This window comes from Endozoicomonas sp. OPT23 (assembly GCF_009653635.1).
Classification (GTDB): Bacteria; Pseudomonadota; Gammaproteobacteria; order Pseudomonadales; family Endozoicomonadaceae; genus Endozoicomonas_A.
In genome coordinates this window covers 19,465-32,534 of sequence record NZ_PPFD01000008.1, presented here as the reverse complement: position 1 = coordinate 32,534, position 13,070 = coordinate 19,465, and the positions used below count along the sequence as shown (strand labels likewise).

The 13,070-nt window shown below is 46.0% G+C and carries 16 protein-coding genes; 6 read left to right on the top strand and 10 right to left on the bottom strand.

From position 1 onward, the window contains the following. Positions 1-17 precede the first annotated feature (17 nt). Positions 18-1,277, top strand: a complete 1,260-nt coding sequence (locus tag EOPP23_RS19240; RefSeq protein WP_153767623.1) for an NAD(P)/FAD-dependent oxidoreductase — start codon at positions 18-20, stop codon at positions 1,275-1,277. 1 nt (position 1,278) lies between these two features. Here EOPP23_RS19240 and EOPP23_RS19235 read toward each other — a convergent pair whose 3' ends face one another. Further along, positions 1,279-1,665: a RidA family protein gene (locus EOPP23_RS19235; RefSeq protein WP_153767622.1), complete on the bottom strand. Its 387-nt coding sequence runs from the start codon at positions 1,663-1,665 to the stop codon at positions 1,279-1,281. Positions 1,666-1,772: 107 nt separating this feature from the next. On the opposite strand from EOPP23_RS19235, the gene EOPP23_RS19230 reads away from it, so the two are divergent. After that, positions 1,773-2,450: a hypothetical protein gene (locus tag EOPP23_RS19230; RefSeq protein WP_153767621.1), complete on the top strand. Its 678-nt coding sequence runs from the start codon at positions 1,773-1,775 to the stop codon at positions 2,448-2,450. 218 nt (positions 2,451-2,668) lie between these two features. Continuing rightward, positions 2,669-3,385, top strand: coding sequence for a hypothetical protein (locus tag EOPP23_RS19225; protein WP_153767620.1), 717 nt, complete (start codon positions 2,669-2,671; stop codon positions 3,383-3,385). Positions 3,386-3,415: 30 nt separating this feature from the next. On the opposite strand, the gene spoT is transcribed toward EOPP23_RS19225, so the two are convergent. From spoT to EOPP23_RS19195, 6 genes are all read right to left on the bottom strand, one after another. Continuing rightward, complete coding sequence (gene spoT / locus EOPP23_RS19220; protein ID WP_153767619.1) at positions 3,416-5,545, bottom strand: bifunctional GTP diphosphokinase/guanosine-3',5'-bis pyrophosphate 3'-pyrophosphohydrolase; 2,130 nt, start codon at positions 5,543-5,545, stop codon at positions 3,416-3,418. 66 nt (positions 5,546-5,611) lie between these two features. After that, entirely contained in the window at positions 5,612-5,863 is a 252-nt protein-coding gene (rpoZ, locus tag EOPP23_RS19215) for a DNA-directed RNA polymerase subunit omega (protein ID WP_370514832.1), read from the bottom strand. Between the two features lie 107 nt (positions 5,864-5,970). Next, positions 5,971-6,573, bottom strand: coding sequence for a pentapeptide repeat-containing protein (locus EOPP23_RS19210; RefSeq protein ID WP_153767618.1), 603 nt, complete (start codon positions 6,571-6,573; stop codon positions 5,971-5,973). A 29-nt stretch (positions 6,574-6,602) separates the two neighbouring features. Next, complete coding sequence (locus EOPP23_RS19205; RefSeq protein WP_153767617.1) at positions 6,603-7,628, bottom strand: hypothetical protein; 1,026 nt, start codon at positions 7,626-7,628, stop codon at positions 6,603-6,605. Between the two features lie 122 nt (positions 7,629-7,750). Beyond that, positions 7,751-8,752, bottom strand: coding sequence for a LacI family DNA-binding transcriptional regulator (locus EOPP23_RS19200; RefSeq protein ID WP_153767616.1), 1,002 nt, complete (start codon positions 8,750-8,752; stop codon positions 7,751-7,753). 165 nt (positions 8,753-8,917) lie between these two features. After that, positions 8,918-9,436, bottom strand: coding sequence for a DUF523 domain-containing protein (locus EOPP23_RS19195; RefSeq protein WP_153767615.1), 519 nt, complete (start codon positions 9,434-9,436; stop codon positions 8,918-8,920). A 113-nt stretch (positions 9,437-9,549) separates the two neighbouring features. Here EOPP23_RS19195 and EOPP23_RS19190 point away from each other — a divergent pair, with 113 nt between their 5' ends. After that, positions 9,550-9,939, top strand: coding sequence for a NirD/YgiW/YdeI family stress tolerance protein (locus tag EOPP23_RS19190; protein WP_194842682.1), 390 nt, complete (start codon positions 9,550-9,552; stop codon positions 9,937-9,939). Between the two features lie 38 nt (positions 9,940-9,977). On the opposite strand, the gene cysQ is transcribed toward EOPP23_RS19190, so the two are convergent. Both cysQ and nudE read right to left on the bottom strand, forming a co-directional pair. Continuing rightward, the gene (gene cysQ / locus EOPP23_RS19185) at positions 9,978-10,820 is read right to left on the bottom strand and encodes a 3'(2'),5'-bisphosphate nucleotidase CysQ (RefSeq protein WP_153767613.1); all 843 of its coding nucleotides are present in this window, start codon (positions 10,818-10,820) and stop codon (positions 9,978-9,980) included. Further along, complete coding sequence (gene nudE / locus EOPP23_RS19180; RefSeq protein ID WP_153767612.1) at positions 10,813-11,385, bottom strand: ADP compounds hydrolase NudE; 573 nt, start codon at positions 11,383-11,385, stop codon at positions 10,813-10,815. The genes cysQ and nudE overlap by 8 nt, the downstream gene beginning before the upstream one ends. Before the next feature lie 77 nt (positions 11,386-11,462). Here nudE and yrfG point away from each other — a divergent pair, with 77 nt between their 5' ends. Both yrfG and EOPP23_RS19170 read left to right on the top strand, forming a co-directional pair. Then, positions 11,463-12,131, top strand: coding sequence for a GMP/IMP nucleotidase (gene yrfG / locus EOPP23_RS19175; RefSeq protein WP_370514831.1), 669 nt, complete (start codon positions 11,463-11,465; stop codon positions 12,129-12,131). Positions 12,132-12,207: 76 nt separating this feature from the next. Next, complete coding sequence (locus EOPP23_RS19170) at positions 12,208-12,609, top strand: RNA-binding S4 domain-containing protein (RefSeq protein WP_153767610.1); 402 nt, start codon at positions 12,208-12,210, stop codon at positions 12,607-12,609. A gap of 29 nt (positions 12,610-12,638) precedes the next feature. On the opposite strand, the gene EOPP23_RS19165 is transcribed toward EOPP23_RS19170, so the two are convergent. Beyond that, the gene (locus tag EOPP23_RS19165; protein ID WP_370514830.1) at positions 12,639-12,962 is read right to left on the bottom strand and encodes a Rieske (2Fe-2S) protein; all 324 of its coding nucleotides are present in this window, start codon (positions 12,960-12,962) and stop codon (positions 12,639-12,641) included. Positions 12,963-13,070: the final 108 nt, after the last annotated feature.

Genomic DNA, 13,070 nt, shown 5'->3' with positions numbered 1-13,070 from the left:
AGAAAAATGGCGGCAGCATGCCTGACAATAATAAAGTAGCCATTATTGGCGCTGGGCCTGCTGGCTTGATTACCGCAAGAGAGTTAGAAAGGTCAGGTCTTGATATCACGGTTTATGAACAGCGAGATTGCCTTGGCGGAACCTGGGCTATTCAGCCACTGGATGGTTTTCATGATCTTAGAAGAAGTATTCATGATATTCACAGTGCAGGTTACCCATCTTTAAGAAGTAACTTTCCCAAAGAATTGATGGCCCTGCCTGATCAACCATTTCCCGATAGCCTGCCTCTTTACCCCACTGCCAGCAATATACTGAATCATTTACAGCGGTTTTCAGACAGCAATGGTCTGACGGCTATTATCCGCTTCAAGCATCAATTCATTGGCATTGAGAAAAACATCAGCAACAGCCAACGGCTTTGGCGATTGAAGACCAGTCAGGGAGATCAGGGGCTATTTTCAGCCATTGTTTTTTGCACTGGCCGTTATGGTTGCCCAATACTTCCGGAGATAGCAGGAACAGATGATTTTTCGGGAACGATTGAACACAGCCTGAGTTATCGAGGACCTGATAAGTACCTCGGCAAAAGAGTCGCCCTGTTAGGCACCGGCCCTTCTGGTGAAGACCTGAGTAGAGAGATCAGCCTTACTGCCAGCAGGGTTTATGTTTGTGCACACAAAGGCAGCAGACAACATTACCCTGTGGAAAAAGGGTTGTATGGAAAAGGAAACAGCATCAGCCGTCATGCCGATATTATAGGGGTTAATGACAACACTGTTTTTCTGGAGGATGGAAGTCAGCTTGATAACATCGACCACCTTATACTCTGCACAGGCTATCGAACGGCAGACTCTATTCTCTCAGCATTACCCGGATGCAAGCTGTCGTCTAATGGCATGAGTGCAACGCCACTTTACCTGAACCTGTTTCACCCATTGTACCCAGAGCTCTCGATTACCGGTGTGGATGTTGGTTCATTCCCCTTTATTCTTTACTTCTATCAGGCAAGAGTGATTGCCAGATATCTGGCCAGAGAGATAAATCTTCCAACAGAAAAACAGCGAATCTTTGCAGCAAAGTATGTAGAAATAAAACAATCAGGGCGGGTTTCTTTCAATGTCAGAAGGAAGGCGGCGCTGGAACAGCTCAGAAAACTTTCCGTTCTGGCGAATTTATCTTCACCCGGAAGTTACCTTGATAACCTGGCATATAGAAATGCATTGCACCGAATGAAGTACCCTGATTGCTATCAGGATACCCCATGGGACGAGTTCTGAATTACTTCAGCTCAAGAATCGCATCAACCTCAACCGGTACACCTTTCGGCAGTTCTTTCACGCCAATAGCTGCACGAGCCGGGTAAGGCTGTTCAAAGTACTCAGCCATTACTTCGTTCACTTCAGCGAAGTTAGACATATCAGTCAGGAAAATCCCCACCTTAGCAGCGTCGTTAATCGTACCACCTGCTGCTTCAGCAATAGCTTTCACATTTTCAAAGCAACGACGGGTCAGTGCCTTGAAGTCCCCCTGCTCCAGCTCCATGGTTTCTGGCACCAGTGGAATCTGCCCAGAAACATAAACGGTAGTGCCAGACTTTACCGCCTGAGAATAAGTGCCGATGGCCTTCGGCGCATTTTCAGTATTAATTGTTTGTCTATTGCTCATTTACACACTCACATTTCTGTGAAGAAAGAGGCCAATACTAAGGGACAGTACGTATTTTTCAAGCATTACTGGAAACTTTGACCATACTTATCCGCATAAAAAAGAATATGGAGTTTTTAACTGTGCGATTTAATTTAAGACAATTAGGCTTAATTATAGGTTTGGCGTTTACTTTGCTTTCGATCAAGGCAATAGCTATCGATACAATTCTTGGAGAGGTTCATAGCCAAGTATCCTTTTCTCGAGGAGGTAATAAGGTAGCCTTAACTCTAAACGAGCTGTTTACAGGTGATGACTTTTTCTTCATTGAAGTGAGCAATGATGATGGTTACATACTGGGTACTCTCAGCCCCAACCTATTGAAGGGTATAAACACTCATATTGATCAGCTACCTCAATCAGTAAACGGGCTACTCATTCCATTTATTCCCACTGCACTTACAACGTTGACTCAGGTTTCAAACCCGTCAGTCCCTGTATTGAGTGATAATCTGACCTTGCAGAATCTACAGTCTTTCCATGGGGGAAGTATACAACTGACGCTTCAGGGTGTGAACCATTCAGAAAGCACAGTCCAAACGACAATGAACATCTCTCTTCTTCAAGGTGGAATAATTCAGGTTGCCATAAATACCGGAGGGCTAATTCCTATCACTTTCCATATTGATATGGTTTATCAACCACCGATTCCAGTTCAGCCAATATCCGGTAACTCTGCCGTACCTGTGGTAGCGGCTGCCATAGGTGCAGTCTTTCTGATTAGACAACGCTCTCAATCTCACTGATGTAAGATAAAAAGAATGAGTAATAATTCCAGTAGGATTTTTTACTCATTCTTCTCTCAGGTCTCCCAGCGTCGAGTAAAGGAGTAAAGTTTCTCGCCCCCACCCTACTCAGCTTCTAACTTTACGGGCATTCACTCTATTCAGACTAACGGTCTGGCACCCACGTCTTTTTAAGCCATACTGAGCCCACAATAAAAATAAATATGGTGTTAAAAAAGATGAGCACCCGATCGAGAAACTCACTGGCTTTCTGCTTTGCTGTCCTTCTCCTAGCAGTCAGCTCTCTGGCTAATGCTATAGAAACTCCACTGGGTAAAGTGAACAACAGACTGGAACTTAAGTCCAAATTAAGTAATCAAACCTTTTCTTTTTTTCAGGTAACCTATCAAAATACCTTTTTGAATCAGCAGGTTTTGAGTACTAATATACCAATGCCTGAAGCACAACGAAGGCTTGGAACTATCGGCTGGCAGTTATTGGTAGCTATTCATCAACTGCTTCCCACAAAGCATTCTCTTAATCACCTATACCCATACATACCTGCAGCAATAGCTAGCACTCTTTTAGCAAAAGAACATACTGCTCCGCAAATGGATGAGCATTTGTATATTCAGCAGCTAACCGCTAATGAGCATCACATCAGTTTTATATTGGGCGGAATAACAGACGAAGGGGGGTTATCGAGCATACTGATCAATCTTTACATTAATGGCGAAGGGCTACCCGGAATTTCGATTAATAATAAATCCAACCAGCTTGAATTTACTGTTCAACCGAGCATTTCAGAGCCTGCTCTTACACAACCATTTTCTGCGCAATTGCTTTTTGATGGTTATTTGCAAAGAGGGATGATAAAAGCTGTGCACCTCTTAGTGTTTGCAATGGGCTTCAGCCTTCCCTGCAAGACTCAACATAGTTTGGTGAGAAAACGCTGACCAAAACACAGAGTTTTGGCCAGTGATCAGTCAAGCTTCCCGACGGCGATTAATGGAATGAACGCCCTTAATCACACGCAGTCTCTTGATAATTCGAGCAAGGTGCAGTCGGTCGCGAACATTAATAACCAGCTGAACTACGCAGAAGCTGGCATCACGCTCTTCCATACTGATCTTTTCAATATTGCCTTCAACAGCCGTGACTGTAGTGGCAAGTGAAGCGATCATGCCCCGATGGTGTTCAAGCTCAACCATCAATTCAACGGTAAACTCACCGGAAACATTCTTGTCCCAGTCCACTTCCAGCACCTTTTCAGGACTGTGGCGAACGTCGGCAATGTTCTTGCAGCTTTCGGTATGGATAACGATGCCACGACCAGAGCTGACATGCCCGACTACAGGGTCACCCGGAATCGGATAGCAGCATTTGGCAAAGCTGATCACCATGCCTTCTGTGCCGCGAATAGAGAGAGGCTTTCCGTTATCCGAAGAATCTATCTGAGTTTTACTTTCATCGTGCAGGCCCGGCTCAACCAGCATTCTGGCCACTACATAAGCCATGCGGTTACCCAGACCAATATCTTCCAGCAGATCACCCAACTGAGTCATGCTCATGACTTTCAGTTGTTCGGCAATCACCTGTTCATCAATGTCTTCGAGCTTAACGCCAAAGGTCTGCATGGACTGATTAAGCAGTCTGTGACCAAGGGCGATGGATTCGTTTCGACGCTGGTTCTTGAGGAAGTGACGAATATTCGAGCGAGCTTTACCGGTCGTAACGAAGTTCAGCCAGGCAACGTTTGGCCTAGCGCCTGGTGCTGTAACCACTTCAACCGTCTGACCACTTTGCAGAGGCTGACTAAGCGACGCCAGTCTTCGATCAATTCGACAGGCAACACATGTGTTACCAACGTCCGTATGAACTGAGTAAGCAAAATCAACCGCTGTAGCACCCTTAGGCAACTCCAGAATATGACCTTTTGGTGTGAACACGTAGACTTCGTCAGGAAACAGGTCGATCTTGACGTTTTCGATAAACTCCAGAGAATCACCAGCGTTTTTCTGCAGTTCAAGAACACCTTTCAACCACTGACGTGTACGAGCATGGCTGCCGGACAGCGCTTCTTCACCGGACTTATACAGCCAGTGGGCAGCAATACCGTTGTTCGCCATGTCTTCCATTTCCTGAGTACGGATCTGGATTTCAATCGGAACACCGTGCATACCAAACAGACTGGTATGCAGGGACTGGTAACCGTTAGCCTTGGGAATGGCTATGTAATCCTTGAAGCGCCCGGGAATCGGCTTGTAGAGGTTATGGACCATACCAAGGGTACGGTAACTGCAGTCTGCACTTTCGACGATGATACGAAAGGCAAACATGTCCATGATTTCGGCAAAGGATTTGCTTTGGCTCTGCATCTTTTTATAGATGCTGTAGAGGTGTTTCTCTCGCCCGACAACCCGACCTTTCAGACCGACTTCTTCAAGGCGGGCAGCAATCGCTTTCTGAACCTGGGTAACCAGGTCTTTGCGGTTGCCTCTGGCTTCCCTGACAGCCTGCTTGATCATTCTTGAACGCATGGGATACATGGCATTGAAGCCAAGATCTTCAAGTTCGATCCGCAGGTTATGCATGCCCAGTCGATTGGCAATGGGCACATAAATATCAAGGGTTTCACGAGCTATGCGGCGACGCTTGTCGGGACGCAAAACTCCAAGGGTACGCATGTTATGAAGGCGGTCAGACAACTTAACCAGAATAACGCGAATGTCCTTCGCCATGGCCAGTGCCATCTTCTGGAAGTTCTCTGCCTGAGCAACGGTCTTGTCTTCAAACTGCATGTGAGTCAGCTTGCTGACACCGTCCACCAGCTCGGCAACTATGTCACCAAACTGTTCAGCAATCGCTGATTTCTCAATTCCGGTATCTTCAATAACATCATGCAGCATGGCGGCCATCAGACTGTGATGGTCCATATGCATGTCAGCCAGAATAGCTGCCACTTCAAGCGGGTGGATGATATAAGGCTCACCACTGCGCCTGGTTTGTCCGTCGTGAGCCTGCTCGGCGTAATAGTAAGCCCTGCGAACAAGATTAACCTGTTCGGGATTCAGGTAGGACTTCAAGCGGCCGGCAAACTCTTCAATAGTCAGCAAAGCCCGCTCCTCCTGTGCAGCATCCGGCCATTCAGCAACCCCTGAAGGTAGAAATGACTAGGGGTTTTAACCCTCTACACCAGCCAGGAACATGGCAGCTTCGTCTTCGTCGATCACTTTTTCTTCAACGGTCAGAGCTGTAACCAGACCTTCTGCAATTTCACGCAGAGACATTACTGTAGGCTTGTCGTTTTCCCAATCCAGCTTTGGTTCTTTACCACCAATAGCCAGCTGGCGAGCGCGTTTGGAAGCCACCATAACCAGTTCAAAACGGTTATCTACGTGATCCAGACAATCTTCTACTGTTACTCGAGCCACTGCTCACCTCTCAATTATTGATTCTGCCGGTTTGCCGGACATTACAGTTTACTTGAGCCCCCAAGCCTGAACAAGCCTGCAAAACTACGGGGTACGTTCGTGCAGCATTAATCCACCAGTACCAGCTCAAGACTTTCCAGAAGTTGAACCGCTTCCTGCCTGGAAAATATCGCGCCTCGAACGGTGTTATTTAATACATCAATTCGGTAATCAGACGCACCACTGAAGTCGGCTTCTGTCAGATTTGTATGATTAAAAGTACTGCCACTGAAGTCTGTTTCCTGAAAACAGGCTTCCTGAAACTGCCCTTCTGTGAAGTCAGCGTTATGAACCCGGCAATCCCTGAGCAACAGCTCTTTCAGCTCAAGACCGAAGAACGTGCAGTTATCCAGAATACACTTCTCAAAACCCAACGGGGATTGCACAAGAATGTTGGGCCATGTCAGACGCGTCCAATCAACCCCTACCAATTTACTCTCTTTGAAATCTGTTTCTAAAAAACGACTCAGCTGAAACGACACCAGACTCAGATTGCACTTGATAAAACGGCAATCAATAAGACGACAGCTGACAAACTCTGCATTGCTGAAGTCACAATTTTCAAAGGTGCAATCTTCAAACTCTGTTCGTTCAATCTTTTCACCAACCTTGTTCAGCTGGTTAAAGGTTTCAGAAAAATACTCATCGTTATTATTAATATCTGCAGCCAATGTCTACACCTTGATTCTTTGAGCGCCAGTCATTGAATAACCGGCAAATGCTGTCGCAGCGAAACCGGCAGGCTTTTCACAATCAGCGTACGGACCGGGTGCCAGAATGCCGACAGAAGCAGCAGTGCGCTACCAATCACAATACCAGTTAGTGCAAAGCTGTAGCTGACATAACCATAGGTTTCAAAAAAGGATGAAAGTGCGTAGAGCACATAAATCAATGATGAAACCATGAAGGCTCGACGATCAATGATCAGGGAAATCAGCGTCATCAGCAGGTAAAGAGCTACAGCCACCAGCAAACTCTGAAGACTTTCCTGATCTTTGAACATGCCGAGATTCACAAAAACAGGATGGACCAGCATGGGAGCTGACAATAAATGCAGCCAAAAAGCAGAGTCAGAGCGCCGTGTGGTTCTGGCTGGATCAGAAGCATCCCAATACATGGCTACAGAGAAGACCAGGCAACCACCTGCAAATATCAGAGGAGAAAGCCACTCAAGCAACTGCGGTAACACCCATACCGAAAGGCTGATCATAAATACGACCAGAGTCGCCATTCCAGCAGCCACAGTGACCGGCACCATGAAGCGTTTCCAGTGCAACCAGATAGCGCCCATGGTGACTAAAGCTGAAACGGTAACAGTTGTTTCATTGAGCTGTTCAAACAATGAAAAGACAGACAGAAACACGCCAGCACCAAAACTCAGCAGCAACATGATCGCGGGTAACGCCATCTTTCTTCTGGCAACGAATATCTCTGCAAGTCCCCAGGATAGAACCGTCAATGAAAGTGCACTGGCTGTCTGACTATAGGAACTCAGGACCCATGAGGAAGAAAGCAGGAAGAGCAGGCTGGCAATAACAACAAAAATATCATTAAAGCCAGAGATCAGACGGAAGTTCTCTTCATCAACAGCAGGGAATTCTTGCTCAGCTACGTTTTTGTCAGAGTCTGACCTCTCAGAGCTCAGATAATCTCGAAAGGCTTCGACTGAATCCGTAGAAAAGATTCCCTCCCTGACAGCTCTGTTCAAGTCTTCGTCTGTATACATACAGCCCCCGCTATTTATTCAGATTTCAATCATGGCACAATCTGCAAACAGCGACCTGACAAACTGCAACCTGACAAACTGCAACCTGACCAGCTGCGACCAGCCAATATGTTTATGCCCCTTCACCTGATGACCAAGTTTGATTTAATAACCCTAACAGTATCCAGCAATTCTTCCTTGTTTATTTTCTTCAACATCATCTCAAAAGCCGACTCCGCAATACCTTCAGCATTCTGACAGACAGAAACCACCTGATTGGGAATGAAGTTGAGGCTTGAGTGCTCATCATAGGTTCCCAGAAGCATATCCTGAGGGATTGAGCCGTATTCACTGACCAGATACTGCATGCACCCTTCAAAAACGGGCAGAGACGATGTCACTAGAGCTTTCGGCACGCCCCGATTCTGGCAAAGCTCTTCCATGGTCTTAATGCAGTTGTCCCAGTCAGCAACAGCCAGCCCTTTGATCACAATATCCTGTTCCGGCAATTGATAGCCTGAATCAGCCAGACCAGACTTTAAACCGGCAATTCGATTTTGAATGGTAGGTAGCCAGCCATCGGCACCAAGAACAAACAGCTCTCGCCCATTCAGCTTTTTAGCCATCACACAACCAAGTTGGTAACCGCCCTGAATGTTGTCTGTCGTTACTGATGAAATGCCATCCACGTCAAAATTACGATCCAGAAATACCACTGGTTTTTGGCATAACTTAGCCAGTTTCAGTTGACTCTCCCGACTGCTGGATACCACAAACAAACCATCCACTTCCCTTTGAATGAGATTTTCAGTGAGGTTCTGCTCCAGAGCAGGGTCATCATAAGAACAGACAGTAATAAGTTGATAACCTGCATTCCTGCAACTGACTTCAAGAATTTCGATCAACTGAGAGAAAAACAGGTTACTTAGCCTTGGTACTACCAGCCCAAGAGTCTGCGTTTTTCTTAGTTTCAGGTTTCTGGCGGTCTGATTTATGTAGTAACCGTGCTCATCAATAATGCTCTGGATTCTACTTCGAGTCTTTTCGCTGATGCGGTACTTTTGGTCCTGACCATTGATGACCAGCCTGACTGTCGTTACAGATACCTCTGCCAACTGAGCTATTTCGAAGATCGATTTCGTCATAACAACAACATTGATTTCATAAACGAAAATTTAAATTAGTTCATCATTACAATTTCGCACATAAATATTTATCATAAATATATATTTATGTATGAACCGCCGAATAGAAATAACCCATAGTCTCTAAAAATCACAATAAATAATTATTAAAAATAACAATTCTATTTAACTTCCTACAGCAGACAAAATTTTCTCTTTATCCAAAACGAATAGGTATTCATTTACATGTTGAAGTTCTTGTTCTGAAAAAACCTTGATGCTGTGTCGTTCAAGAAATGCCGCTGTGACTCCCATTCCATGAATAGTTTGCCCGGAAAATGTACCGTCATATATCAGATGACTACCACATGAGGGGCTCTTATCGGTGAGGATGGCAACCTTAATGTCCAGCTTTTGACACATCTTCAAGGCCGCTTTAGCACCATTGAGAAATGACTCAGTCACTCTGTTGCCATTAATGGTTTCTACTTCTGCTGTGCTGTCTATGACATCCCCCGCCAACCCATCCAGAATCTCCGCTGGCTCTCTGGGAACAGGCAGCCCACCCTCTATTTCCGGACAGATAGGTACCAGTCGGTCCTCTGCACGCCAACGCCTCAAGTACTCATTCTCCAGAGACTTGGACTTACCGTTATATCGCACAGGGTCTCCCAGCAGGCAGGCGCTGATGAGGATTTTATTCATGTAACAAACCGGAACGCAGCAAATAGTTCAAGAAAGGTTAATGGCTGTATGCACTTTTAACCAATCTAAATCACTGAACTATTCTGAAGTTAATAACCTTGATGGAACAAATTATGAAACCTATCTGGATGCTTTCAGGACTTGTGATGCTGGCTACCTCGCTCAATGCAGAGAACTTCTATCCATTCTCACACGACAAAACAATAGATTCGATACATCATCACGATGGTCATAAGTATCAAAAACACAGCATCGATAGCGTTATCACCGAAGCTAAGGATGATGAGTTGGTGAAACTGTCAGGGGAAATTGTAAAAAAGCTGAAATGCTCCACCTACCTGTTTAGAGACGAGTCTGGCGAAATCAAGGTTCATATCGACAACGACTCTATTCCACAGAAAGGTTTGTTATTTGGCACACAAACCACCATTAAGGGCGAAGTCGTCAAAGAGGCTGGCAAGCCACTCAGCGTTGAAGCAGACAGAGTCAGATATATGTTCTGACTCCACCTGTCTGTTGCTTTGGCTTCTTTCCCTGGAAGTCAGCTCAGCGTTTTCTGATTCCAGAAACTTTTCCAGGGCGTATTAATGTCGCCCACGACTAAAAAATCCGAGTTCAACAAGCTTTCCTTAAAGTTGTAAGAGAAGCGTTGACCTTCAGGGTCAAGCAAAAGACCACCAGCACCTTCAACCACACCTTGCGGCGCACCGGTATCCCATTCCGACGTTGGGCCGAGGCGCGGGTAAAAATCAGCAGTTCCTTCAGCCACCAGACAGGTTTTCAAAGCACTGCCAACGGCTCTGACCTCAAGGTTTGGAAAGACCGCTTGCAACTGTTGAGCAAACAGTACCGCTCGCTCTGTTTTATAACTGCGACTGCCCAGAGCCACAACTTCCTGTTCTCGCTGAAACTGTCTGGGCTTGATAGCAACAGCTGACTCATCATTCGTTTGCCTGAAAGCGCCCAGCCCCAGGCCACCCCAATAGCAAATATTGCCAACAGGAATATGAACCACGCCAAAAACCGGGTAACTGTGGCCATCATCGCTTTTTTCCATCAAGGCGATATTGACTGCGAACTGACCATTTCTGTTGATGAACTCCTGAGTGCCATCCAAAGGGTCCACCAGCCAGTAGCGATGCCACTCTGTTCTGACTTTCAACGTATCGTGTTTCGATTCTTCTGACAGAATCGGATACAAGGGCTCTAATGCCTGCAGCCCATTTACGATAATATCATTGGCTTTCAGATCAGCAATGGTGACCGGTGTTTCATCCACCTTGGATTGAATACCACGATCTTCCAGACCGTAAATGGCCAGAATGGCTTCACCGGCCTTTCTGGCGATCTGCTTAACCGCATCAATCAGATTCTGATCAGTCATTTGCTACTTCCAGCCAGCCGGATTGCAGTTTTTCTCTTACCAGAAACAGTGCAGCTAAAGCTCTGGCTTCCGAGAAGTCTTCCCGTTCATTCAGTTCCAGCAATCGATCAAATGACCATTCAACCACTTCCAGAGGTTCAGGCTCATCACCTTCCAGCCGCTCTTCGTAGAGGTCTCTGGCAACCATGACATGAATCTGATTCTTCATATAATTGGGCGACAGGGTGAACTCACTGAGGTAGTGCCACTCTTTAGCACCAAAGCCAACCTCTTCCTTTAGCTCTCTGTCGCCGCCTTCTTCGAGACTCTCTCCAGGCTCCACCAACCCTTTAGGGAGGGTCAGCTGATAGTCCTCTGTGCCTGATGCATACTCACGAATCATCAGAAACCGGTTGTTATCCAGCAAAGGTACAACCATCACGGCCTGATGGCCTGAACCAAAGCTACCTAGCCGCTCGTAGGTTCGCTCAACACCATTGGAAAATTTCAGTTCAAGTTCTTCCACTCGAAACAGGCGACTGCGGGCTACTTCCCTGCAGGCTTTGATTTCCGGTTTCTTTGACATATTTTCACAGCCTCTGTTGCAGACACCAGTATAAATCAATCATGCTTTAGGAAGTGACTTTCCCTCAAAGACAGAGCGTGATCAGAACAAATATGATTGACTGGAATGATGTAGATACAGTGCTTCTGGACATGGATGGTACGCTGCTGGACCTCCACTTCGATAGCTATTTCTGGCTGGAGTATGTGCCGCAAAAGTACGCTGAAAAGCACTCCATTTCCCTCGAACAATCAAAAACCGAGCTAAAACCAAGGTTCGAGCAAACCTACGGTAAGCTGGAGTGGTATTGCCTTGATTACTGGGGCAAAGAGCTTGATCTCGATATTGTCGCCCTTAAGCGTGAACTCTCTCATCTGATCTCTTTTCGTCCTGATGCTGACCTGTTTCTCCATAACCTCAAGGAACGAGGCAAGGAAGTCATCATGATCACCAACGCTCATCGTGACAGCCTTTCCCTGAAACTCGAACGTCTGTCGATGGCCCACTATTTCGATAAGCTGATCAGCTCACACGACTATGGTTATCCAAAAGAGCTGCAGGCATTCTGGTATGAACTGGAAGCCGCTATTGGTTTGAACAAGGAAAGAGCCCTGTTTATAGACGACAGTCTTCCTGTCCTCGACTCTGCAAAAGAGTATGGCATCAAACATCTGTTGACGATTCAGTACCCTGACAGCAAGAAAGGCGCCAAGGATATTGGCGACTATGAGTCAGTAGAAGACTTCCAGCACTTGATTCAGGCTTAAGAAGCCTCCATATAAAGGGTCTACACTAGTTTTTCGGAGCCTGCCCCTAAGGCAGGTTCGATATTTCAGAGAGTTTATGAGCCAGAAAAGTAAATCAGACAAAATCCGTCTGGATAAATGGTTATGGGCAGCCCGCTTCTACAAAACCAGAAACATCGCCAAGGAAGCCATTGATGGTGGCAAGGTTCACCTGAACGGCCAGCGCTGTAAGCCGGGGAAAGAACCAAAGGTTGGCGATGAGCTGAAAGTTCGTGTCGGCTGGGACGAAAAGATCATTCTTATAAAAGAACTGTCTGACAAACGTCAGAAAGCAGAACTGGCTCAACAGCTATACGAAGAAACAGCAGACAGCATCAAAGCTCGGGAAATGTCGGCAGAACAGCGCCGCTCATTGCGCGGAGCTACTCCAAGACCCGAAAAACGTCCTGACAAGAAACAACGTCGGGACATTATGAAACACAAGTCAGATTTTCTCTGATGGCAGTGAATTTGTTTATCTGCTGAAAGTCACAGCAGATAAACAACACCTTCTTTGATTTCAGAAGGAATGACGGTCAGCTTATCTCCGGGGCATGGGCCTGCAATACACTCCCCTGTATCCATCAAAAACAGAGCTCCGTGAGTAGCACACTGAATCATTCGTTTCTCCATATCGAGAAACTGGTCTTCATGCCATTCCAGATTAATTCCCAGATGCGGGCAGCTGTTTTCGTAGACATAAATGTCGTTGTCTCTTCGAACAGCAAATAAATGTCCTTTCTCATTTCGAAACCCTTTACTGCCAGGATTCTCTATATCTTCAACTGAACACAGCCTGTGCAAAGTAGTCACCTCGATTCCTGAAATTTTTGTTGTCTTTTTTATGGTATCTCAGGGAACTACTCATTACCTAGTTGCTCCAAGTAAGTTCTCACAGAGACAGAACATAAGCGATTTGAT